The sequence below is a fragment of the Salegentibacter sp. 24 genome (assembly GCF_004362395.1).
Lineage (GTDB): Bacteria > Bacteroidota > Bacteroidia > Flavobacteriales > Flavobacteriaceae > Salegentibacter.
The window spans coordinates 32376-55656 of sequence record NZ_SNWE01000022.1 but is presented as its reverse complement, the minus strand read 5'-3'; the positions used below and the strand labels follow the sequence as shown (position 1 = coordinate 55656).

At 37.4% G+C, this 23281-nt stretch carries 16 protein-coding genes; 12 read left to right on the top strand and 4 right to left on the bottom strand.

Annotation, left to right across the window (positions count from 1 at the left end; all coding sequences use genetic code 11):
* Window positions 1-17 precede the first annotated feature (17 nt).
* Entirely contained in the window at window positions 18-596 is a 579-nt protein-coding gene (locus DET49_RS14655; RefSeq protein ID WP_133548997.1) for a DUF4136 domain-containing protein, read from the bottom strand.
* Window positions 597-919: 323 nt separating this feature from the next.
* Here DET49_RS14655 and DET49_RS14650 point away from each other — a divergent pair, with 323 nt between their 5' ends.
* The 7 genes from DET49_RS14650 (at window position 920) to DET49_RS14620 (ending at window position 12164) form a co-directional block, all read left to right on the top strand.
* On the top strand, window positions 920-2701 hold the full coding sequence (locus DET49_RS14650) for an AMP-dependent synthetase/ligase (RefSeq protein WP_133548995.1): 1782 nt from the start codon (window positions 920-922) through the stop codon (window positions 2699-2701).
* 160 nt (window positions 2702-2861) lie between these two features.
* The gene (locus DET49_RS14645) at window positions 2862-3314 is read left to right on the top strand and encodes a MarR family winged helix-turn-helix transcriptional regulator (RefSeq protein WP_133548993.1); all 453 of its coding nucleotides are present in this window, start codon (window positions 2862-2864) and stop codon (window positions 3312-3314) included.
* 72 nt (window positions 3315-3386) lie between these two features.
* On the top strand, window positions 3387-5792 hold the full coding sequence (locus tag DET49_RS14640) for a 3-hydroxyacyl-CoA dehydrogenase/enoyl-CoA hydratase family protein (protein ID WP_133548991.1): 2406 nt from the start codon (window positions 3387-3389) through the stop codon (window positions 5790-5792).
* A gap of 202 nt (window positions 5793-5994) precedes the next feature.
* Window positions 5995-7188, top strand: a complete 1194-nt coding sequence (locus DET49_RS14635) for an acetyl-CoA C-acyltransferase (protein ID WP_133548989.1) — start codon at window positions 5995-5997, stop codon at window positions 7186-7188.
* Window positions 7189-7398: 210 nt separating this feature from the next.
* Window positions 7399-9213 (top strand): acyl-CoA dehydrogenase family protein, encoded by a 1815-nt coding sequence (locus DET49_RS14630; protein ID WP_133548987.1) that lies wholly within the window; start codon window positions 7399-7401, stop codon window positions 9211-9213.
* 115 nt (window positions 9214-9328) lie between these two features.
* Window positions 9329-11101 (top strand): mechanosensitive ion channel family protein, encoded by a 1773-nt coding sequence (locus DET49_RS14625; RefSeq protein ID WP_133548985.1) that lies wholly within the window; start codon window positions 9329-9331, stop codon window positions 11099-11101.
* Window positions 11102-11108: 7 nt separating this feature from the next.
* Window positions 11109-12164 carry a mechanosensitive ion channel family protein gene (locus DET49_RS14620; protein ID WP_133548983.1) on the top strand — a complete coding sequence of 352 codons (1056 nt, stop codon included), beginning with the start codon at window positions 11109-11111 and terminating at the stop codon, window positions 12162-12164.
* Here DET49_RS14620 and DET49_RS14615 read toward each other — a convergent pair.
* Window positions 12161-13960: a glycoside hydrolase family 15 protein gene (locus tag DET49_RS14615; protein ID WP_133548981.1), complete on the bottom strand. Its 1800-nt coding sequence runs from the start codon at window positions 13958-13960 to the stop codon at window positions 12161-12163. The genes DET49_RS14620 and DET49_RS14615 overlap by 4 nt on opposite strands.
* Window positions 13961-14056: 96 nt before the next feature.
* Between DET49_RS14615 and DET49_RS14610 the strand changes: the two genes are divergently transcribed.
* The 5 genes from DET49_RS14610 (at window position 14057) to DET49_RS14590 (ending at window position 20026) form a co-directional block, all read left to right on the top strand.
* Window positions 14057-16270: a bifunctional alpha,alpha-trehalose-phosphate synthase (UDP-forming)/trehalose-phosphatase gene (locus DET49_RS14610; RefSeq protein WP_133548979.1), complete on the top strand. Its 2214-nt coding sequence runs from the start codon at window positions 14057-14059 to the stop codon at window positions 16268-16270.
* Between the two features lie 138 nt (window positions 16271-16408).
* The gene (locus DET49_RS14605; protein ID WP_133548977.1) at window positions 16409-16696 is read left to right on the top strand and encodes a YtxH domain-containing protein; all 288 of its coding nucleotides are present in this window, start codon (window positions 16409-16411) and stop codon (window positions 16694-16696) included.
* Between the two features lie 135 nt (window positions 16697-16831).
* The gene (locus DET49_RS14600) at window positions 16832-18181 is read left to right on the top strand and encodes a M28 family metallopeptidase (RefSeq protein WP_133548975.1); all 1350 of its coding nucleotides are present in this window, start codon (window positions 16832-16834) and stop codon (window positions 18179-18181) included.
* A gap of 325 nt (window positions 18182-18506) precedes the next feature.
* The gene (locus DET49_RS14595) at window positions 18507-19136 is read left to right on the top strand and encodes a hypothetical protein (protein WP_133548973.1); all 630 of its coding nucleotides are present in this window, start codon (window positions 18507-18509) and stop codon (window positions 19134-19136) included.
* Between the two features lie 14 nt (window positions 19137-19150).
* Window positions 19151-20026: a hypothetical protein gene (locus DET49_RS14590; protein ID WP_133548971.1), complete on the top strand. Its 876-nt coding sequence runs from the start codon at window positions 19151-19153 to the stop codon at window positions 20024-20026.
* A gap of 47 nt (window positions 20027-20073) precedes the next feature.
* Here DET49_RS14590 and DET49_RS14585 read toward each other — a convergent pair whose 3' ends face one another.
* The gene (locus DET49_RS14585; protein ID WP_133548969.1) at window positions 20074-22200 is read right to left on the bottom strand and encodes a Tex family protein; all 2127 of its coding nucleotides are present in this window, start codon (window positions 22198-22200) and stop codon (window positions 20074-20076) included.
* Window positions 22201-22285: 85 nt separating this feature from the next.
* On the bottom strand, window positions 22286-23251 hold the full coding sequence (locus DET49_RS14580) for an App1 family protein (RefSeq protein WP_133548967.1): 966 nt from the start codon (window positions 23249-23251) through the stop codon (window positions 22286-22288).
* Between the last annotated feature and the right edge of the window lie 30 nt (window positions 23252-23281).

Here is a 23281-nt window from a genome sequence, read left to right as displayed (position 1 = left end):
ATCGGATAATTTAAATTCTAGCCTTCTGGGAAGCTCTCGAAAATGTCATTTATCATTCTCTCAATAGCATCTGAAGAGGTTTGATCATATATAGTATTATTTGCAACTCCTTTCCAAACCGTGTTTTTCGTTTGACGATCAATAAGGTTAATTACAAGGGTTCCTTCTTTATATGCATAGGTATCTAAATCATATCCAACCACATCATTATAACCATAATAATAGTATGGATTATAGTATGGATTAATAGCTGTTACTCCTGTGGTATATGGATAAGTAGCATATACAGGATCTGTTGTTGTCGCAATTTCCGTGTCTCTAGCAGTTCTTATCAATACAAGCAGGTCTGGATTATCCCTATAAAGTTCAAAACCTTCCTGTTGGAGGTTATTTTTTACAGCTTCCACTATACCTTTATTAATAGTTTCGTCATTATACTCTTTTTCATCAAGGTCTGCATTGGTATTTGGTAAATAAGCAAAAGTATCATAGTTATTCACATTGGTTGCTTCCGGGTTTACAGTTCTTACCGTAGGACCGCAACTAAATACAAGCATTAAAGTTGAGAAAAATAAAATAGTCTTAATCGCTTTCATAACTTTTTGTTTTTTTAATTAGTTCTTCAAATTTACTGAAAAACCAGCGGTAAGTAGCATATTTAAAGGGATTTACAATCCATTTAACGAACACGCCAATAATTTAATAAAGGTTTAGTACTGTAGTCTTCCTAAGAACTAATTTTAAGATTCTCTTTTAAATTTTATCAGTAACTCCCAAACCAAAATGGACATAAAATAAGGAAAAACAGTATACAGTCTTAAAATTTTTAAATATTACCAATTACTTATTTGTTTTTAAATAGATTTGATATAGGCTGGCATTTTAGTATTTTGCAAACAATATCTTTTAACACAACCACATGATCGAGATAAAACGCCTTTTTGATTTTCCTTATTATCAATTGGAAAATCACCCCCTGGAAGTAGCCCTGGCTACTAAATATGATGGGAAGTGGGAATCTTTAACCACTCAGCAATATTTGGATAAAGCAAATATGATAAGTAGAGGGCTTCTTAAGCTTGGAGTAAAACCAGGCGATAAAATCGCTATAATATCTACCAGTAACCGAACTGAATGGAATATTATAGATATCGGTGTTTTACAAACCGGTGCTCAAACCGTACCAATTTACCCAACAATTTCTGAAGAAGATTACGAATATGTAATTAATCATAGCGAAGCGATTTATTGTTTTGTCTCCGATACAGAAGTATTAGAAAAAGTGAACGCTATAAAGACCCGAACCCACCTCAAAGAAGTTTACTGTTTTGACGAAATATCGGGTTGTAAAAACTGGAAGGAAGTTTTAGCCTTAGGAAAAGATAAAACAAACCAGGATGAGGTTGAAAAACTCAAAAATACCGTTAAGGAAGATGACCTTGCCACTCTTATCTATACTTCTGGAACTACAGGTAAACCAAAAGGAGTAATGCTTTCGCATAAAAATATAGTTAGTGATGTGCTAAATAGCGCACCCAGAGTTCCCTTTGAATTCGGGACTTACACCGCTCTTAGTTTTTTACCAGTTTGTCATATTTTTGAACGAATGATCCTTTATTTGTATCAGTATTATTCGGTTTCTATTTATTTTGCTGAATCTATAGAGAAAATCAGTGATAATCTTAAGGAAGTTAAACCCCACGTAATTACGGCAGTACCCCGGCTTTTAGAGAAGGTTTACGATAAAATTATCGCCAAAGGTTCCACTGTTGGCGGAATCAAACAGAAACTATTTTTCTGGGCCGTAGAATTAGGTTTAGAATACGAGCCCTATGGTGCAAATGGCTGGTGGTACGAAACCCGTCTTAAACTGGCCCGAAAACTTATTTTCTCTAAATGGAAAGAAGGTTTAGGCGGAAATATTGAATTGATTGTTTCTGGTTCTGCAGCGCTACAACCACGTCTGGCTCGTGTATTTGCAGCTGCTAATATTCCAGTGATGGAAGGATACGGTTTAACCGAAACTTCTCCTGTAATCGCAGTAAACGACCAGCGAAATTATAACTTCAAAATTGGAACCGTTGGCAAACCCATAGATAATGTAGAGGTAAAAATAGCCGAAGACGGTGAAATATTAGTAAAGGGACCCAATGTAATGCTTGGCTATTATAAGGAACCCCAAAAAACCCAGGAGGTATTAAATGGAGATCATTTTTTCCATACTGGGGATATTGGTGAACTAGATAAGGATGGTTTTCTCAAAATCACTGATCGCAAAAAAGAAATGTTTAAAACTTCGGGAGGCAAATATGTAGCTCCCCAGATCCTTGAAAATACAATGAAGCAATCTCGCTTTATAGAGCAGATTATGGTAATTGGGGATGGAGAAAAAATGCCGGCTGCTTTAATACAACCTAACTTTGAATTTATCCAGGAATGGGCAAAACGCAAAAATATTGATCTTTCCGATGGATCAGAGAAAGCTATTGCTGAAAACCCCCAGGTTAAAGATCGTATTCAGGAGGAAGTAGATTTCTATAACGAAAAGTTCGGAAAATGGGAACGTATAAAAGTTATAGAACTAACACCGGAAGTATGGGGAATTGAAGAAGGTCATCTCACTCCTACTATGAAATTGAAACGTAGAAATATAAAAGATCGCTACATAAAACTTTATGAGAAAATATACAGACCTTCATGATTTCATATTTTTAAACTAAAGTTAGAGCCCTTCCCTGTGAAGGGTTTTTTTATACTTTCCTCCGGTATTTTTCCAACGAATATCCAAAGCTAATTATTTATTCAATTTTATTATGCGTGCATAATATATTTTTCTTAACTTTGAGAATCAACATTCAATAATGAAGGAAAAAACAATTGATTATGTATTACGGGCCACCTGGATGGCGGTCTCAAAAATGTATAATGAAGAAGCTGGTAAGGCCGGCAGTACAATGTCTACTGGTTTTGCCCTTTTAAGTATTGATCCGGAAAATGGCACTCCCTCTACTTCCCTTGGTCCCAAAATGGGAATGGAAGCCACCAGTTTGTCCAGGATCCTCAAAACTATGGAAGAGAAAGGGCTTATTATTCGGAAGAAAAACCCCAAAGACGGACGTAGTGTTCTTATTTATCTCACCAAGTTCGGCCAGGAAATGAGGGAGTATTCCAAAAAAGTAGTACTCCGCTTTGATGAAGCCGTTAAAGAAAATGTTTCTGAAGAAGATCTCAAAACTTTTACAGAAGTAGCAAACACTATACTGGACCTTATTTCTGAAAAGAAAATATATAAAGAAGCGATAAAATTAGAATAAATATATCAAATCATACAGTTTATGTAACTGTGACTTTGGATTAGAAAATCTTATAGTAAAACCAAAAAAATTATGAAGAGAAGAATTAATAAAGTAGCGGTAATCGGCTCCGGAATTATGGGAAGTGGTATTGCCTGTCACTTCGCCAATATTGGCGTTGAAGTTCTTTTGCTGGACATCATCCCGCGGGAACTCAACGAAAAAGAATTGAAAAAAGGTCTCACATTAGAAGATAAAGAAGTAAGAAACCGCCTGGTAAACGAATCCTTACAAACAGCTTTAAAGTCAAAGCCCTCTCCTATTTATCATAAAGATTTTGCCAACCGGATAACCACCGGCAACATGGATGACGATATTTCTCGTGTTTCAGAAGTTGATTGGATTATAGAGGTGGTTGTGGAACGTTTAGATATTAAACAACAGGTATTTGAAAAACTTGAAAAATACCGTAAAAAGGGAACCCTAATCACTTCTAATACTTCGGGTATACCTATTCAGCAAATGAACGAAGGAAGAAGTGATGATTTCAAGCAACATTTCTGTGGAACCCACTTTTTTAATCCCCCGCGTTATCTGAAGTTATTTGAAATTATTCCGGGTCCCGATACAAAAAAAGAGGTATTGGAATTCCTTCAAAAATACGGCGAAAAATTCCTTGGAAAGAAAACTGTAGTAGCTAAAGATACTCCTGCATTTATCGGGAACCGAATCGGTATTTTCAGCATCATGAGCCTTTTTCATATGGTTAAAGATATGGATATGTCCATAGAAGAAGTGGATAAACTTACAGGCCCGGTAATAGGACGCCAAAAATCGGCTACCTTTCGTACCGTCGATGTGGTGGGACTGGATACTTTGGTTCACGTGGCTAATGGTCTTCATAAGGGCGTACCAAACGACGAAGCGCACGACCTTTTCGCTCTTCCGGATTTTATTCAAACCATGATGGATAACAAGTGGTATGGTAGTAAAAGTGGACAGGGTTTTTACAAAAAAATTAAAAATGAAGATGGCTCTAGTACCATTAAATCACTGGATCTGGAAACGATGGAATATCGTGACCAGCAAAAAGCTTCTTTTGCTACCCTGGAGCAAACAAAGAGCATTGATAATGTAGCTGATCGTTTTGAAGTTCTAATTAATGGAAAAGACAAAGCTGGAGAATTTTATCGAAAGAATTTTTCCGCACTTTTTGCTTATGTGTCAAATAGAATTCCTGAAATCTCCGATGAGCTTTATAAAATTGATGACGGTGTAAAAGCTGGATTTGGATGGGAGCATGGGCCATTCCAAATTTGGGATGCTATTGGAGTAAAGAAAGCTGTTGAAATGATGAAAGTCGAAGACAAAAAACCTGCGGCCTGGGTAAATGAAATGCTCGAGAATGGCATAGATTCTTTCTATACAGTAAAGGATGGGAATACCTATTATTATGACCTTCAAAAAAAGGATTATACAAAAATTCCCGGACAGGATTCATTTATCATTTTAGATAATATTCGCAAGTCCAAAGAGGTATTCAGCAATAGCGGTGTTGTTGTTGAAAATATTGGGGATGGTATTCTTAACGTGGAATTCCGAAGTAAAATGAACGCAATTGGTGGAGACGTACTGGATGGAATCAATAAAGCCATAGATATGGCAGAAAAAGATTACCAGGGATTAGTGGTTGCCAATAACGGCAAAAATTTCTCTGTAGGCGCCAATATTGGGATGATTTTTATGATGGCCGTCGAGCAGGAATATGAAGAACTGAATATGGCAATAAAATATTTTCAGGACACGATGATGCGTATGCGCTACTCCTCTATCCCTACCGTAGCCGCTCCGCACTCAATGACTCTTGGAGGAGGATGTGAACTTTCTCTTCATGCCGATAAAGTTGTAGCAGCAGCCGAAACCTATATTGGTTTAGTTGAATTTGGCGTAGGAGTAATTCCCGGTGGTGGAGGCTCTAAAGAAATGACCGTGAGAGCAGCTGACACTTATGAAAAAGATGATGTTGAATTAAACCGGTTAAGAGAGCATTTCCTGACCATAGGAATGGCAAAGGTTTCTACCTCAGCCCATGAAGCTTATGATCTGAATATTCTTCAGAAAGGTAAAGATATTGTCGTGGTCAATCAGGAACTTCAACTTACCATTGCTAAAAAACACGCATTGTTAATGGCTGAAAATGGCTATACTAAACCAATTCAGCGTACCGACATAAAAGTTTTAGGAAAACAGGCATTAGGTGCATTCCTGGTAGGAACTGACCAGATGAATGCCGGCAAATACATTAGTGATCACGATAAGAAAATCGCCAACAAACTGGCCTATGTTATGGCCGGTGGTGATCTTTCAGAACCACAAATGGTAAGCGAACAATACCTGTTGGATTTGGAAAGGGAGGCGTTTCTTTCCCTGACCGGGGAACGAAAAACCTTAGAACGACTCCAGCATATGTTAAAGAAAGGGAAACCCCTACGTAACTAATGGTATGATGTAAAATGTGGATTGTATGGAGAGATCTGAAAACCAAATGAAATATTTCGAAAAAAAAATTAAAAAGGAGTTATGGGTTTTACCGGGTGTTTTGAATCGGTATTCAAATTCGAAACTTCACTTGTGATTATCAACCTACAAACCGCATTATTGCTATTAATTTTAAAATAGATTATACAAAATACAATATAAAATGAACAAGACAGCATACATAGTAAAAGCATATAGAACAGCCGTGGGTAAAGCTTCCCGTGGAGTCTTCAGGTTTAAAAGACCCGATGATTTGGCCGCAGAAACCATAGAATATATGATGGAACAATTACCAGATTTTGATAAAACCAGAATCGATGATGTAATTGTAGGAAACGCAATGCCTGAAGCCGAGCAAGGCTTAAATGTAGGACGTTTAATTTCCTTAATGGGGCTTAAAACAGATAAAGTTCCTGGGATGACAGTGAATCGCTATTGTGCCTCCGGACTGGAAACCATCGCTATTGCCTCAGCTAAAATTCAAAGTGGAATGGCCGACTGTATTATTGCAGGCGGAGCGGAAAGTATGAGTTATATCCCAATGGGCGGTTACAAACCTGTACCTAATTACAAAACGGCTAAAGAGGGCCATGAAGACTATTATTGGGGAATGGGACTTACCGCGGAAGCAGTAGCTGAGAAATACAAAGTTTCACGAGAAGATCAGGATGAATTCGCCTTTAACTCTCATCAAAAAGCATTGAAAGCACAACAAGAGAATCGGTTTCAGGATCAGATTGTCCCAATTGATGTAGAAGAAATTTTTATAGGAAAAGATGGCAAAAAACAAACCAAAACCTATACGGTCAAAAAAGATGAAGGTCCGCGTGCAGATACTTCCAAAGAAGCTTTAGCAAAACTAAGACCTGTTTTTGCTGAAGGCGGAAGTGTTACTGCAGGGAATTCTTCCCAAACAAGTGATGGTGCCGCATTTGTTATGGTAATGAGTGAGCAAATGGTCAAGGAATTAAATCTTGAACCAATCGCCAGAATGGTTAGTTATGCTCCGGTAGGAGTAGATCCTAGAATCATGGGGATAGGTCCGGTTCACGCTATTCCGAAAGCTTTAAAACAAGCAGGATTAAAACAGGACGATATGCAACTTATTGAATTGAATGAAGCTTTTGCTTCACAATCACTGGCAGTAATAAGAGAACTCGGTTTAAACCCTGAAACCTTAAACCCAAACGGGGGGGCTATTTCTATGGGCCACCCTTTAGGTTGCACCGGAGCAAAACTTTCAGTGCAAATATTCGATGAAATGCGCAAACGCAAACTTAAAGATAAATACGCAATGGTTACTATGTGTGTTGGAACTGGACAGGGAGCAGCAGGAGTTTATGAGTTCCTCTCATAACTATAGCATAGCAAAAGAATAAGTTAAAAGTAGCCCCAGATAGAGGCTTAATAAGAATTTTTGCAATAGGCAGTTAAAAATCTTAGAGGATAGCGTAGAAGAACAAAAAAAAAGCCCATTGGTTTTCGAAATGGTCTCTCCGTTCTATTTTCTTTTTTCCCTTCTCTCTATTGTAATAGAGAATTTTAAAATAAATAACAACATAAGGTAATGGAAACAACAGCAAATAAAAAAGAACTACTTCGCGGAGGGCAATTCCTGGTAAAGGAAACCAAAGCGGAAGACATATTTACACCGGAAGATTTTACTGAAGAGCAAAAAATGATGCGTGACTCGGTTAAAGAATTTGTAGATCGTGAAATCTGGCCAAAAAAAGAAGAATTCGAAAAGAAAAATTATGCCCTAACTGAGGAGGTAATGGGCAAAGCCGGCGAACTTGGATTTCTTGGGGTCGCCGTACCGGAAGCATACGAAGGGCTCGGAATGGGCTTTGTTTCAACAATGTTGGTTTGTGATTATATATCAGGAGCAACGGGCTCTATCGCTACGGCTTTTGGAGCGCATACCGGAATTGGAACTTTACCAATTCTGCTTTATGGCAATGAGGAACAACGCAAAAAATATATTCCAAAGTTAGCAACTGGTGAATGGTTTGGCGCATATTGCCTTACCGAACCTGGAGCAGGAAGCGATGCTAATTCGGGTAAAACCAAAGCAGAACTTACCCAGGACGGTAAAAATTACAAGATAAACGGACAAAAAATGTGGATTTCAAATGCGGGATTTGCGAGTGTTTTTATCGTTTTTGCTCGTATTGAGGATGATAAAAATATTACCGGGTTCATCGTAGAATACGATAAGGAAAACCCAAATGGAATTACCTTTGGTGAAGAAGAAAAAAAACTGGGAATACACGCCTCCTCTACCCGACAGGTATTTTTTAATGATACCCTGGTGCCTGCCAAAAATATGCTTTCAGAAAGAGGGAATGGTTTTAAAATCGCGATGAATGCTCTAAATGTAGGTCGAATTAAACTTGCCGCTGCTTCCTTGGAAGCCCAGCGTAGAGTGACCGATGTGGCGGTAAAGTATGCTAATGACAGAGTTCAGTTTAAAACACCTATTGCAAAGTTTGGTGCAATTAAATTGAAACTTGCAGAGATGGCTACCTCAGCCTGGGTTGGTGAAGCAGCAAGTTACCGCGCCGCGAAGAATATTGAAGACCGCATAAATTTACGCCTGGAAGCCGGAGAATCGCATTCAGATGCCGAATTAAAGACTTTTGAAGAATATGCCATCGAATGTTCTATTTTGAAAGTTGCCTGCTCTGAAGATGTTCAAAATTGTAGTGATGAAGGCATCCAGGTCTTAGGTGGTATGGGCTTCTCTGCCGATACTCCTATGGAATCTGCCTGGAGAGATGCCAGAATTGCCAGGATTTATGAAGGAACCAACGAAATCAACCGAATGTTAGCTGTTGGAATGTTAATAAAAAAAGCAATGAAAGGCCATGTAGATCTTTTAGGGCCTGCTCAGGCAGTTGGAGAAGAACTTACCGGCATTCCTTCTATGGACAAACCTGATTTTAATGAATTATTCGCTGAAGAAAAAGATATGATCAAAAAACTGAAAAAAGTTTTTTTGATGGTAGCCGGAAGTGCCGTTCAAAAATTTGGTCAGGATCTGGAAGAACATCAACAATTGCTTTTGGCAGCTTCTGATATTCTAATCGAAGCTTACATGGCTGAATCCGGAATTTTAAGAGCCGAAAAGAATGCTGAACGTTTTGGCGAAGATGCTCAAAAGGAGCAAATCGCAATGGCAAAATTATATTTATACCACGCCGTAGACAAGGTTAACCAGAAAGCTAAAGAAGGAATTGCCTCTTTTGCTGAAGGTGATGAGCAACGCATGATGCTGATGGGACTTAAACGTTTCACTAAATATGATAGAATGCCAAACGTTGTAGCATTGAGAAACATTATCGCTGAAAAACTAACTTTAGAAAATAAGTATTGTTTCTAACAATTTTTTATAAATCTATTTTAAAAAGGCCGTCAAATTTAGACGGTCTTTTTTTATTGCTTAATTTTAAAGTTATTCCATCTAATATATTTTAAATAGATTCTAATATTAAGGTATGAAAACCCGCCTACGCCTGCTATTTTTAAGCTTCAGTATATATTTACTGCAAATTTCTGCTTTTGCTTTCCAGCAGGATTCTGCGGATAAAAAAAAGACATTACCCTCCCGTGGAAAAATAGCGGATACTAAACAAAGCAATTACCTACCCAATAGTTTAGAAGACTATAATAAAGCTTATTATGAATTAACCCGATTAAATAATCCCCTGGGATTCCCTCCGAATAAATTTAATTTACAAACACCTCAAGCTGCACTGGAGCATTTTGTGATTAGTTCTAGAAATAAAGATTTTAAAAAAGCAGCTTATACATTAAATTTTAACCTGATGCCTGACGATTTAACGGAGAAAGAAGCAATCGATCTGGCACAGAAACTTTATTTTGTGATGGATCAACGCGTAGCCATCAACTGGGATGCTTTGTCTGACCGGCCTGATGGACAGGTCGATATTAGAACCAGCACCAATCAAGCGGTAGCCGGAGTGCCACGGAGAAGTGTCGTATTTGGACAAACTCAGATAGAAAATCGGGATATAATCTTCAGGCTACAAAGAGTGAAATATGATGACTACGGCGCTTTTTGGTTAATTTCCTCCAATACAGTCGAAAATATAGAAGAACTGTATCAGGTATACGGTCCAACATTTCTAGACCGGTATATGCCCACCTGGTCCCAGGCAAAAATCGGAACTGTCCCCTTGTGGAAACCGGTTTTAACTTTCTTGTTGCTAATTGTAGCTTATTTACTCGGCAAAGTTGTCATCCTTTTAATTAGAAGAATTGCCAAGTCCTTTAACAAACCACTGATTATAGCTTTATCCAAACGCCTGGGTATGCCTGCAGCCCTGGCCTCTGGAGTTTTATTTTTTTACGTAAGTCTTAACGACCTTATTTCCTATTCCGGAGCGTACTCTAGCACAATTTATGCTTTATTACTGGCCATTGTTATTGCTTCAATTACCTGGTTTTTTATGCGGATTTTAGATTTTGCAATGCGTTACGTTGCAGAAAATAAGGTGGGCGATGTAACTTCAGAAAATAGCCACGAAGCCAGGCAGCTGTTTACCTATCTCTCGGTTGCCAGAAGAATATTAACCTTTACAGTGGTTATAGTAGGTACCTCTATTATCCTTTCCCAATTCCAATCCCTGGAAAAACTAGGTATTTCCATGATGGCTTCTGCAGGACTGGCTACAATAATAATTGGTATAGCGGCACAAAGTACCTTGGGCAATATCATCGCCGGAGTTCAAATTGCCCTCACCAAACCAGCAAGAATTGGCGATACAGTTATTATTGAAGATCGCTGGGGTTATGTTGAAGATATAAGGTTTACGTATATGATTGTAAGGACATGGGATCTAAGAAGGCTTATCGTTCCTTTAAAAACCGTGATTTCTGAAACCTTTGAAAATCTTTCAATTACCAGCCCGCACTCTATCAATGAAATTGAACTCTATGTAGATTATAGAATTGATGTCGATAAATTGAGAGAAAAATTTAAAGAACTGCTTGAAAATGCTGAAGAATGGGATGAAGAACATCCCGCTATTTTACAGGTTACAGAAATGACAGAAAAATCTTTAAAAATAAGAGCTATTTGTAGTGCCAGTACTGGAATCATAGCCTGGGACCTTCATTGTAAATTAAGAGAACAAATGGTGGCCTATATAAAAGAACTGGAGGAAGGCCTTTATTTTACCCGCTCAAGAGTAGAATTAAACGACCCCCATTTTAATTCAAAAGATTCTCTACCGTCAGATAAATAAAATTCTTATGTTCTCAGATCCATTGTTATTCAGAAAAATTCTTACGGTTTTAATTATACTTCTTATATGCTTTTTTATAGCATTTACCATTCTGAAGAAAATTGGAAAAGACCCAAGAAATATACTTCCTGTGAATTTTGCACACAAGGTTTGGGTCCCATTATTAATTTTTCTGGCTGGGCTAATACTAAAGATTGCGTTGTTAAGTAAGCTATTCAGATATCAATATACTTATGAGCTCCTTCAACCCATCAGTACTCTGGGAATAATTCTAAGTGCCACCTGGCTTATTATCCTGACCCTTAAAATTCTTAAAAACCGAATGCTCAAAAGATATGATGTAAATACTTCTGATAACCTTAAGGCAAGGAAAATTTATACGCAGTTTAATATCCTGGAAAATATTGTCATTTTTATCATCATAATTCTTGCCATTGGAATTGCTTTAATGAGTTTCGATAGCATCCGCACCGTTGGGGTTAGTGTCTTAACTTCGGCGGGAATTGCTGGAATCATCATAGGGTTTTCGGCACAAAAAGCTATTGGAACTTTACTTGCGGGAATTCAGATTGCATTCACCCAGCCTATTCGATTACAGGACGCCGTTATAGTGGAAGGGGAATGGGGTTGGGTTGAAGAAATCACCCTAACCTATGTAGTGATCAAAGTCTGGGACAAAAGAAGATTGGTAGTACCTTGCACCTATTTCATTGATACTCCTTTTCAAAATTGGACAAAAAACTCTGCCGATCTTTTAGGGACGGTATTTCTTTATACGGATTATACCGTACCGGTAGATAAGATAAGAGATGAACTGGATAAACTACTGGAGACTACTCCCCTTTGGGATAAACAAACCAAAGTAGTGCAGGTAACCGATGCAACTGACAGATCCATGGAAATAAGGATTTTAGTGAGTGCCAAAGATTCTCCAACCGCTTTTGACTTACGTGTATTTATAAGGGAGAAACTCATAGATTTTCTAAGGAAGAATTATCCGGAGAGTCTCCCTAAAAGTCGCGTTCAAATCAAAAATGAAGATCAAAAGCAAGCTCAGGTTTAAAATTCACTAAGCCAGCTCTCCTCTGAGGTTGTTCCCAGGCTAAAATTAGCAGCGGTTTCTATCAAAGCTAAATGAGAATAAGCCTGAGGGAAATTACCTAGTAATCTTTTAGTTTCAAAATCAATATCTTCACTAAATAAACCTAGATGATTACTGTAAGAAAGCAACTGATCAAACATTTGTTTGGCTTTCTTCTTCTCTCCTATTTTAAAAAGACTATCTATTAACCAAAAAGTACAAATTGTAAAAGAGGAGGTTGGTTCTCCAAAATCATCTTTATTTTTATATCGATACATCAAGCCGTCTTTACACAATTCCCTTTCGGTAGCGTATACCGTACTTACAAAACGAGGGTCTTTAGCATCTATAAATCCATATTGTTCCATCAGTAAAGTAGAAGCATCCAGATCTTTAGAACCGTAATACTGCGTATAGGCTTGCACTTCTTCATTCCAGCCATTCTTATAAATATCATTGTATATCTCTGCACGTAATGATTTCCATTGGGTATCATTGATGCCCATTCTCAGAACTTCACCAATTTTAATGGCACGGTCAATGGCTACCCAGCAAAGCAGTTTCGAAAATACAAAATGTCGGTCTTCTGTACGTAATTCCCAAATTCCTTTATCTGGTTTTTCCCAATTTTCTTCTACGATTTTAACTATACCTCGAACCACGGTCCAAAGTTCTTCTGAATTTTCCAGTGAAGTCTCAAACTGGTTGAATTGCTGATAGATCACTTCCATCAAAATACCATAGATATCGTTTTGCTTTTGAATATAGGCAGCGTTTCCAGTCCTTACTGGATGAGAACCTTTATAACCCGATAGATGGTCCAAAATATGTTCGGTAAGCTCTTTTTCTCCGTTAATACCGTACATAATCTGAATTTTCTCATCCTTGTCAGGAATAATATCAATGATAAACTGAAGGAAATCCTTAGCTGATTTGATATGACCCAGACCTGCCATTACTTTAATTACCATAGAAGCATCACGGATCCAGCAAAAACGATAATCCCAGTTACGTTCTTCTCCAATAGTTTCAGGTAATGAAGTCGTTGCTGCTGCTAAAACAGCACCCGATTTTTTATAACTGAGGCATTTTAAAACCAGGGCGCTACGCATGATCTCCTTCTCATAATGGGTGTACCTTGTGGTTTTCGCACTCCAATTCATCCAGTACGTCTTGGTGCGTTGAAATTTTAAATAAGAACGATCTAGAGATTGAGTGATAAGTTTTTCATGATAACCCAGTAAAAAATAGGCATTTCCAGTTAATTCAATTTCATTCTGCTCTAATACGTCATTCAGGTCCAAATTGGAGTAAAGAAAAAGAGAATCGTATTTTCCTTCTTTGGTAAAACTCTTTATATAATTCCCTTTAAAGTCATTATATGTTTTTTCTTTGGCAAAATCTAACCGAGGATCGTATTTCACCTTGAATTTGGGCTTCCCGCTTATCAATCTTATAAACCTAATAACATCTGGCGGAGCATAATAAGTACCGTCATCCCTTTGATAACGTGGCATAAAGTCAATGATCTGAAAAGAATTTTTACCGTCGGTAAATTCGGTATTTAAAATATTGGTTTCCCATAGATATTGCTGGGTGATTTCATAAGAATCATCGACAATTATTTCAAAACTTCCACCGCGCTTTTCATCCAGAAGTTTTGCAAAAACCGCTGCCGATGCAAAGTTTGGTAAACAACACCATTCCAGCGAACCTGTTTTTGATATTAAGGCAGCGCTTTTGCAATTCCCAATAATTCCGTAATCTAAATTCTCCATATAATCTTAAAATTCTTTAAAAAGGCTTGTCGTGTTAAATGATTTTCGGAAATTTAATAAAAATCATTTTCGCAACAACAGCATTCACATATAATTATGAGTAAGACTATAATAATTTCCAACCGATTACCACTACAAATTAGTTTAGAAAATAACAATCTGGAGGTCACACCAAGTGTTGGCGGACTTGCAACCGGCTTAAAATCATTCCATAAGGATGGTGACAGTATCTGGATTGGTTGGAGCGGACTGACAGAAGAAGAAATCCCGGAAAATCTTTTAGAGGAAGTTAAAGAACAAGCCCGAAAAGAGGATTGTGTTGCTGTAAATTTAAGTGAAGAAGAAATTGAGGGTTTTTATTATGGATTTAGCAATCGCACGATATGGCCACTTTTCCATTATTTTATGGAATACACTGAAGCCGATAAAGATCACTGGGAAACCTATAAAAACGTAAATAAAAAATATGCCCAGGAGGTTTTGAAGCATTACAAGGATGGAGATCATATCTGGGTGCACGATTATCAATTGCTTTTAGTGCCTAATATGATTAGAGAACAACAACCCGAAGCAATTATTGGTTTCTTCAATCATATTCCATTTCCTTCTTACGAAGTTTTTAGAACCCTTCCCTGGCGCGATGAAGTATTAAAAGGAGTGCTTGGTGCCGATTTAATTGGGTTTCATACCTACGATTATGAAAGACATTTCTTAAGTTCGGTAAGTCGTATTTTACGACACCAGGTAAATTTTAATGAAATTACACTGCCAGAGCGAATTGTAAAAGTAGATTCTTTCCCCATGGGAATAGATTATAACAAATTTGAAGACGCCGCGCTCAATCACTTCAAAAACACGGAAGAACAACGTACGGAATTGCAGCGAAGATTAGACCACCACGCTAATGAAACGCCAGAAGCCAAACTTATATTAAGTATAGACCGTTTAGATTACACTAAAGGTATAGCCAACAGAATTCGTGCCTTTGAATATTTCCTTGACAGGCACCCTGAATTCATTGAAAAAGTAAGATTAGTAATGCTGGCCGTCCCTTCAAGATCCAATGTCCCTCAATATAAACGCTTGAAACGGGAAATAGACGAACTCGTTGGGAGAATTAACGGAAAATTCTCTACTGTAAGTTGGACACCTATTTGGTACTTCTATCGTTCGATGCCTTTTGAAAATCTAATTGATCTTTATACAAGTTGCGATATCGCCTTATTAACGCCAATTAGAGATGGTATGAATCTGGTAGCCAAGGAGTTCGTAGCAACTAGAATAGATCAAAAAGGCGTACTTATTTTGAGCGAAATGGCCGGTGCAGCACACGAGATGAACGAAGCGCTAATAATCAACCCTAACAATTTTGAACAAATTTCAGAAACTTTAATTCAGGCCATAGAAATGCCGGTAGAAGAACAGCAACAACGGAACAAAACGCTGCAAAAAAGATTAAAACGCTATAGTGTTGAAAAATGGGCCAGCGATTTTATGCAAGCCCTCCAAAACACCAGCCAGGATCGTGATGCTTTTAAAGCGACTAGAGTTTCATCTAAAGTTTCAGATGAAATAATGGAGAAATTTAAAAATGCTAAGAACAGGATTTTGTTCTTAGATTACGACGGTACCCTTGTAAACTTCACAGATAAACCTGAAAAAGCGAAACCAGACCAGGAATTAACAGAACTTGTGGATCACCTAAATCAATCCAAAAATACCGATGTTGTACTAATTAGTGGTCGAGATAAAGACACACTGGGTTCGTGGTGGAAAAAAATACCGGTAGAACTTATTGCTGAACATGGCGTTTGGATGCGCCAAAAAGACAGCGAGTGGGAACTTTCAGAGAACGTAAATAATGATTGGATGAGCGCGGTGCGACCGGTTATTGAAACTTTCGTAGATCGTACCCCTGGTACTTTTATAGAAGATAAAAACTACTCTCTTGCCTGGCATTACAGAAAAGCCGATCCGGAGCTTGGCGAAATTAGAGCCAATGAGCTTTCGAATGTTTTAAAGGAATTGATCTCCAATCGCGGCCTTAGCGTTTTAGAAGGCAATAAGGTTTTGGAGATAAAAAGCAGTGGCGTGAATAAAGGAAAAGCCTCAAATAAAAAACTAGTAGGTAAAGAATACGACTTTATTTTTGCCATTGGTGACGACTGGACCGATGAATATATGTTTGAAGAACTGCCTGAAGATTCCATTACGGTTAAAGTTGGGATGAAAAAAACCAGTGCGCGTTTCTATATTGAGGATACCTCTAAGGTTAGGGATATTTTAAAAAGATTCGCTGAAAATTCATAGGTTTTAAAACTGTTAAAATCCTTGACATTTTCAAATAAAGTTTATGCATAACTTAACTTCAAAAATATGGTCACCGGAGGTTTTTGATCTAATTTTACAGCGAACAATAATACGAACCAAAACTTAAAACTTAGATCTATGAAATCAGGAAAAATGTTATTAGGATTAATATCAGGTGCAGCTGCTGGTGCAGCCTTAGGGTTACTATTTGCTCCTAAAAAAGGTGCAGATACTAGAAAGGCGATTTCAGATTCTAGCAACGAAGCAATAGCGGGAACAAAAGGAAAGTTCAATGAATTTTCTGATTCCCTAAGCCATAAAGTTGATGCTTTAAAGAATAAAACTAAAGCTAGCCTTTCAAGCTCTAAAGTTGATGAAAAAGCACACGAAGCCAAAGCTGAAATTCATAATATGAAAGCAAGCTAAATTCTAAATTTTAGAATACGTTTTAAAATCCCGGCCCTCTGGCCGGGATTTTATTTTTTACACCCTTGATGGAAAGTGTTTAATTGTGATATTCCATAAACTTTGGGTATTTTAGGGGCTTAAACCACATTTTATATGATCAAGAATATAACCTCTGCTGTTCTGCTACTTTTTTCAGGACTAATTTTTCAACAAACAAGTGCCCAAACCGATCAAAGGATTTATAAAATTATCGATAGTGTTTCAGCGGACAGGATAGAAGCTGATATCAGGAAACTTGCGGGTTTTGGAACTAGGAACACATTTAGCGACACGGTTTCCGATACCCGCGGAATTGGTGCTGCCCGAAGATGGATAAAATCGGAATTTGAGGAAATTTCAGAAAACTGTGAGGGCTGCCTTGATGTTTTTTATCAGAAAGATTTTGTAACCCCAGAAGATGGGGAGCGCATTCCACACGCTGCCTGGATTGTAAATGTAGTAGCCATTCAAAAAGGAACTAAATTTCCTAATCGTTACATTATTATGAGTGGCGATATTGATTCACGTGCCAGTGATGCCATGGATTTCAAAATCGACGCCCCAGGAGCTAACGATAATGCGAGCGGAATGGCCGGTGCTATAGAAGCTGCAAGGGTTTTATCCAAGTATGATTTTGAAAGTAGTATCGTATATGTTGGCCTTTCAGGTGAAGAACAGGGTTTGTTTGGAGGAAAAGGTCTTGCCCAGTATGCTAAAAAAAATAACTGGGAAATTATTGGTGTCTTAAATAACGATATGATTGGGAATATTGAAGGTGTAGATGGCGTTATTGATAATCGAACTTTTAGGATATTTTCTGAGCCAGTTCCTCCTAACGAAACCGAGCAAGAAAGGACTATGCGAAGATTCTACGGTGGTGAAGTTGATGGAATTTCACGTCAACTCGCTCGATATGTACACAAAATGACAGAAACTTATATGCCTGAGATGAACCCCATGATGATTTATCGCTTAGACCGATTTGGTCGTGGAGGCCATCACCGTCCATTTAATGATCTTGGCTTTGCAGGAATAAGGATTATGGAAGCTCATGAAAATTACAACCGTCAGCATCAGGATATTCGGACTGAAAATGGTATTGCATATGGTGATGTTGTAGAAGGGGTGAATTTCAATTATGCAAAAAAACTTACTGCGGTTAACGCAATAAGTATGGCTAGCCTTGCCTGGGCGCCACCGGCTCCTGAAAATGTAAAAATTGGGGGAATTGTAGAACCTTCAGTAAAATTAAAATGGGATAAGGTAGAAGGTGAGATTGCCGGTTATAAAATTTATTGGAGAGAAACTACCGCACCTCAGTGGAAATATTCTCGCTTTGTAGGTGATATAAATGAATTTACACTTGATGGGATCGTGATTGACAATTACTTTTTTGGTGTTGCAGCTGTAGGAAAAAATGGGCATGAAAGTGTGGTAGTTTTTCCTTCGGGAGTTTTTCGCTAAGAAGCTTCACGAAATCCCCTGCACTGAATGCAAAGTGCAAACAAGGAAAAACCGTGTAAAGACTCAAAAAAATCCAGGTATAAAAAAGCAAGGCTTTTTATATGAAGTCTTCATCAACTTAATTTCAAAAAGTGTAAATGCCCGGGCAAAGCCCAGGGCACTCTTCCGATTAAATCATTTTATATAATAATCTTTTCTAAAGAGCATTCCACTGGGATGCTCTTTTTTGATTGTGAACTAATTAACAATTGTTTATAGCAACCTTAATAATTATAAGCGATGACATTGGCTACCTTTAAAAGATCAACCAAACTATAAAGAAATTATGGCAGAAATTAAAATTGAAAAGAAAAAACCTATTTGGCCTTGGGTAATCCTGGGATTAATTATTCTCGCAGTAATAATATACTTTGTCATGGCCAATGACGATGAAGATGAACTTATAGAAGAGAATAATACCGAACAGGTGGTAACTCCTATGGAGGATAATGAAGAAGTTGAACCCAACACCTGGAAAGAGGATAATCTTTCCGGAGAGGAAAGCGTCTCTAAGTACTTAACACATATTGATGACAAAGAAAAAATGGGAATTGACCATCAATATAGTAATCAGGCATTAATATATCTTATCAATGCCCTCGAAAACAGGGCAGAAGAAGCTGATATTAATACCGAGTTTGAAATACAGGAATTAAAAAACAACGTATCAGAGATAAAAGAGGATCCACAAGATCTCTCCCATGCAAATACGATTAACAGCGTGGGGAGAAAAATAGTGAGTCTGATGAACAAAATGCAGCAGGAAAAATTTTCAGATATCTCAGAGGATGTTCAGCAGGTGGAAACAGCATTACAAAATATTGAACCCTCCACCCCTACTCTTGATCAAAAAAATGCAGTGAATTCCTTCTACAAAGAGGCTGGTGATGTATTACAGAAAATGAAAATGAGCTAAAAAAACAAAAAATTATGGCAACTAATGATGATAATAAGAGAAATAGAGATAAACATTTGTTTTATCTAAATGAACTATCCGATTATAAAGTATCAAGTGATGATCCAGATGTTCGAGGTTGGGAAGTAAAAGATGTTGACCAACGCGTAATAGGAAAAGTTGACAATCTACTGGTAAATAAGCATACCGAGCGCGTCGTTTATCTGGATGTAGAAGTTCATCACAGCATAATAGAAGCAGCGCATGAACCATACCAATCCTCTACCGGGGAAGAAATCCACGAATTTTTGAATAAAGATGGTGAAGATCATCTGATCATCCCTATCGGTCTTGTGAAATTAAATAATGATGATAAGTTTGTCTTTACTGACAAAATTAATCACAAAACTTTTGCAGAGACTAAAAGAGTGAAAAAAGGCTTTATAGTTACCAGGGATTATGAAAAAGCTGTATTGGCATCTTATGATCGGGACAATAATTCCGGGAATCGCGAGCAAACTTCAAAACACAGGAATACTACCTCGGCTGTTTCCAATAAAGAGCCTAATGCATATAAAAGAGATCACCTCAGTGATAGTGACAAACAACAAGAACTAACAAAAGACGCTGCCACTGAAACCCATGGGAGCCAGGGATCAGACCTGAAAAAAACCAATGTTTCTCACTCTGGCTCCATTTCTGAAAGTGGAAGAAATAAAATCAGTGACCATCCAGATTCGACTGAAACCAAAAGAAAAAGTATCCCGGGAGAAAACAGCGATGATACCGAACTCGGAAATTCGCACTCAAAAAAAGACACAACCTCTGGAAGAGACTCAGAAAAAAATGATGAAAAAGACTTCTATAACAAGAAGGAATTCGATGATAACAATGATCGAAAAAGAAGATGAATTATCACAAGGGAAACGAAAAACGTTTCCCTTGTTTTTTTAAATAGCTAATCGATTAAAGAAAGTTGAATACGTCTTTGCTCTAAATCGATAGAGACTATAGTTACTTCAAGTTCCTGGTTAAGTTTAACGATGGAATTTACATCATTCACAAACTCATTGGCAAGTTTAGAGATATGTATAAGTCCGCTTTCTTTGATCCCAATATCTACAAAACAGCCAAAATTGGTAATATTATTTACTATACCCGGGAGGCTCATACCTGGACTTAGATCAGCAATGGTTTTTACAGTAGAATCGAAACTAAAAGGTTTTTTCCTTGCCCTGGGATCTGCCCCCGGCTTTTGTAATTCATCTAAAATATCTTTTAAACTAGGTAAGCCCAGATTGCCAGAAATATAATCTTCAGGTTTTATTTTTTCAAGAATTTGTTTATTCCCGATCAGTTCCCCAGGCAGTAATCCTTGATCCTTAGCCATTTTTTCCACTACAAGATAACTTTCCGGGTGTACCGCAGAATTATCCAGTGGATTTTCAGCATTTCTAATTCGTAAAAATCCAGCAGATTGCTCAAATGCCTTTTCTCCCAGCCTTGAAACTTTCAGCAATTCATTTCGGCTTTTAAAACCTTGATTTTTCTTTCTATAGGCCAAAATATTTTCCGCCAGTCCAGGTCCGATACCCGAAACATACGAAAGTAATTCCTTACTTGAGGTATTCAGGTTCACGCCTATTTTATTTACGCATCGCATTACTACAACATCCAGCTTTTCCTTCAATTTGGTCTGATCTACCTCGTGTTGATACTGGCCCACTCCTATTGATTTCGGATCGATCTTAACCAATTCGGCTAGCGGATCGCTTAACCTTCTACCAATAGAAACAGCTCCTCGAACAGTTACATCATAATTAGGAAATTCCTCCCGGGCTATTTTCGAAGCAGAATATACGGAAGCACCTGCCTCATTTACCATAAAGACAGATACCTCTTTTGGTAAATAGACATTTTTAATGAAGTCCACCGTTTCCCTGGCAGCGGTACCATTACCAATTGCTATGGATTCTATTTTATAGGCATTTACTAAATTTTTAATTGTTGCCGAGGCTGCGTCAGTTTTCATTTGGGGAGGATGAGGAAATATGGCCTGGTTATGTAATAAATTACCTTGCTGGTCTAAACAAACTAATTTACAACCTGATTTAAAACCAGGATCTAAAGCGAGAATACGTTTGCTTCCCAATGGGGCCTCCATTAAGAGTTGCTCAAGATTTGAAGCAAACACAGAAATAGCATCCTCATCAGCCTTTTCCTTGGCTTTATTTAAAAACTCTGTAGCAAATGATTTTTTTAGCAATCGGGTAAAAGAATCTTCAATAGATGTTCTTAAATATTCTATTCCTGAAAAACTGGGGTTTTTAATAATTGCGCTTTCAATGAGCTTCAGTGCTTCCGCTTTTTCAATTTCAATTTTAATCTTGATAATTCCCAATTTTTCTGCTCGATGTATGGCTAAAAATCTGTGTGATGGAATTTTTTTAAGCGGTTCCTGCCATTTTTTAAATTGAATAAATTTTCCAGGTTCCGGGTGTTCGGTTTCCGTTTTCACCCATTTTGTATGAAGCGCTGCTTTTCGTGCATACAATCTCCTAACCGAATTTCTAACATAGATATTTTCATTAATCCATTCAGCAATAATATAACCTGCACCTTTGAAGGCCTCTTCCCTGTTTTTGACTTTTTCAGAAAGAAATTGATCTGCAGACTGACCAATATTTGAAGTGTTTTGAGCCATTAAAATTTTAGCAAGAGACTCCAAACCCGCCTCTCTTGCTGTATCGGCTTTTGTTTTTCTTTTCTTTTTATAAGGTAAATAAAGATCTTCTACTTCAGTTATGGAAGTGGCTTGCTCAATTTTATCCGCTAAGATCTCCGATAAATCATTCTGTGCAGTTAGGACCTTAATTATAGTCGCTTTTCGTTTTTCGAGTTCATTAAAGGCATTTAACAAGCCCGCAATTTTTTCAACAGCAACTTCGTCCAAATTCCCGGTTGCTTCTTTTCTGTAACGGGAAATAAATGGAATTGTAGCATCAGCTTCTAACAGCGCGATTGTGTTTTGAACACTTTTTCTAGATAATTGTGTTCTGGATTGTATATAGTTCTGAAGGTTCAATGAGTAGGATTTGAGATTAAGTAAATAATTTCTTTAACTTTAATTTCTGCATAGAGAATTTCAACAAATATAACATCCCACGCCTTCATATAATCCCTTCTCTACGGGAATGTTTTATGGCCTTATGGCTATGTTTAAAATAACAGACACTCACTCCCATACTTTCTATATTTTTTACAATTTTCTCCACTGCTTGTTTCTTTTTACTACCGGTCTGGCGAATATAAACCGCCTTCAAACTCTTAGGGAAAATTTTACATATGCGCTCATAAATATTAGGGTCTTTTTGGGAATCGTCCCCTAAAAGAACATATGAAATCCTGGGATAAAAGGAAATGATATCTTTTATTTTCTCAAATTTATGATCATGGCTTCCTCTACCGGTAAATAGAAAATCTGAAATTCCTGTTTTAATCTTTTTAAGTTTTATTACCGCTTTGGGCAGCTTATGAATTTTAGCGAATTCATTAATGAATTCATATAAATTCCATTCGCTACTGGATACATAAAAGAAGGAATTTGAAGCCTCTTCAGAATCCTGTCCCGACCTGCTCAGTTCGTGGTAGTGCTCTACAACATCGTCAAAAATCTTTCGCTTATTAACGTTTTTGGAAAGCATGACATACAACTTTTTAAAAACACTATTGCTGTGAGAAATTAAAAAGGTATCATCAATATCAGAAATAATTCCATATTTAGAAGGATGGGGCTTCAAAATTTCCCCTTTCTCTATCATCCCTATTTTTTTAATGCTACAGCTTACTTCATACTGATGCCAGCCACTTGTTAATTCCTCTGAAAAGGGAATTGAAAATCTAAAATAACCATCATCTAATGTTTTGGTTGTAACCTCTATATTTTTAAATTTCAGAGTAATTTCACGGTTTTTTAATGGGCTGATGCGAAACATGTGAATAATAGCTACAGCATGTTTTAACCCTCTCCTATCGATCCTGTATTTATCTGGTGCCCAGGATTTAAATAAATGTCCGTATACATTAAGTTCCTGGTCATTGACGTAACCGCGATAAAGTTTAAGGTCTAATTTCAAAATTTTAGATTTTTATTGAATTTTTCTTAT

Excerpts from the sequence above, each read along its gene's own strand:
- DET49_RS14655 (WP_133548997.1), bottom strand. The coding sequence starts at position 596 with ATGAAAGCGATTAAGACTATTTTATTTTTCTCAACTTTAATGCTTGTA.
- DET49_RS14650 (WP_133548995.1), top strand. The coding sequence starts at position 920 with ATGATCGAGATAAAACGCCTTTTTGATTTTCCTTATTATCAATTGGAA.
- DET49_RS14645 (WP_133548993.1), top strand. The coding sequence starts at position 2,862 with ATGAAGGAAAAAACAATTGATTATGTATTACGGGCCACCTGGATGGCG.
- DET49_RS14640 (WP_133548991.1), top strand. The coding sequence starts at position 3,387 with ATGAAGAGAAGAATTAATAAAGTAGCGGTAATCGGCTCCGGAATTATG.
- DET49_RS14635 (WP_133548989.1), top strand. The coding sequence starts at position 5,995 with ATGAACAAGACAGCATACATAGTAAAAGCATATAGAACAGCCGTGGGT.
- DET49_RS14630 (WP_133548987.1), top strand. The coding sequence starts at position 7,399 with ATGGAAACAACAGCAAATAAAAAAGAACTACTTCGCGGAGGGCAATTC.
- DET49_RS14625 (WP_133548985.1), top strand. The coding sequence starts at position 9,329 with ATGAAAACCCGCCTACGCCTGCTATTTTTAAGCTTCAGTATATATTTA.
- DET49_RS14620 (WP_133548983.1), top strand. The coding sequence starts at position 11,109 with ATGTTCTCAGATCCATTGTTATTCAGAAAAATTCTTACGGTTTTAATT.
- DET49_RS14615 (WP_133548981.1), bottom strand. The coding sequence starts at position 13,960 with ATGGAGAATTTAGATTACGGAATTATTGGGAATTGCAAAAGCGCTGCC.
- DET49_RS14610 (WP_133548979.1), top strand. The coding sequence starts at position 14,057 with ATGAGTAAGACTATAATAATTTCCAACCGATTACCACTACAAATTAGT.
- DET49_RS14605 (WP_133548977.1), top strand. The coding sequence starts at position 16,409 with ATGAAATCAGGAAAAATGTTATTAGGATTAATATCAGGTGCAGCTGCT.
- DET49_RS14600 (WP_133548975.1), top strand. The coding sequence starts at position 16,832 with ATGATCAAGAATATAACCTCTGCTGTTCTGCTACTTTTTTCAGGACTA.
- DET49_RS14595 (WP_133548973.1), top strand. The coding sequence starts at position 18,507 with ATGGCAGAAATTAAAATTGAAAAGAAAAAACCTATTTGGCCTTGGGTA.
- DET49_RS14590 (WP_133548971.1), top strand. The coding sequence starts at position 19,151 with ATGGCAACTAATGATGATAATAAGAGAAATAGAGATAAACATTTGTTT.